This is a genomic window from Shewanella sairae (assembly GCF_023283535.1).
Classification (GTDB): domain Bacteria; phylum Pseudomonadota; class Gammaproteobacteria; order Enterobacterales; family Shewanellaceae; genus Shewanella; species Shewanella sairae.
Genome location: NZ_JAKILT010000201.1, coordinates 1 through 765 on the forward strand (window position 1 = coordinate 1; position 765 = coordinate 765).

The following is a 765-nucleotide window of genomic DNA, read 5'->3' on the forward strand; positions in this document are numbered from 1 at the left end:
GTCTTTCGGCGGGATAATAATCTCTGCATTAGGTGAGTGTGAGTCCAACGTTTGGAAAACGGCATTGGTATCGTACATTTTATCTGCTGTTACATGCCCGATATCTGCTGTTATTTGTTCACAGAGGGTGCCAACAACCTGATCATCCATCACATCCTTTCCCGTCATCACCGCGGCTTCTATGATGTGGTCCATTCTTACAACAAAATGGGCTTTCATCCAGCTTAGCTTACCGTCCACCTTGTGTTTCTCTTGGTGCCACTCATCTCTACCAAATCGCTTCAGCCCAGTAGAATCAATGGCTATCGCCACAATATTACTCTCCATCCGCTCGTTATTTTTAAATCGTGGAGTGGTGATCCCAAGCGTATTTAAACGCTTTGAAAGTAAGGTGTAGTCAGGGCATCGCAAGTGGGGGCTTTCAAGTAACTGGAGTAAATTGTCGATAAAACCCTGCGTTTGCCGTAGGGGCAGCTTAAAAACCATTCTTAGATGATGACACGCTTCAATTGTACGGTTTGGATACTTAACACTAGAGCCGGAGCCATCATAGCTTCGCTCATCAAACTGCCAATTATTTAAGATGTCCTCACATAACCAGATATCAATACGCCCTCTATTTCTAAGTGAGTTCGTATATTGCGCAGAATTACTAATACGATAAACGCCCTTCTTAAAGTGATGACGCTTGCGATGATTATGCTTGTTCGGCATTTGTTAAATACAGCTAAAAGTTAAAGAGTTCGTCCATCATAATCGAACTCC

The 765-nt window shown here is 43.1% G+C and carries 1 protein-coding gene; it reads right to left on the reverse strand.

What is annotated here, in order from left to right; genetic code table 11:
* On the reverse strand, window positions 1-714 hold a 714-nt coding region (locus L2748_RS24155), incomplete at its 3' end, for an IS5 family transposase (protein ID WP_248957837.1).
* Between the last annotated feature and the right edge of the window lie 51 nt (window positions 715-765).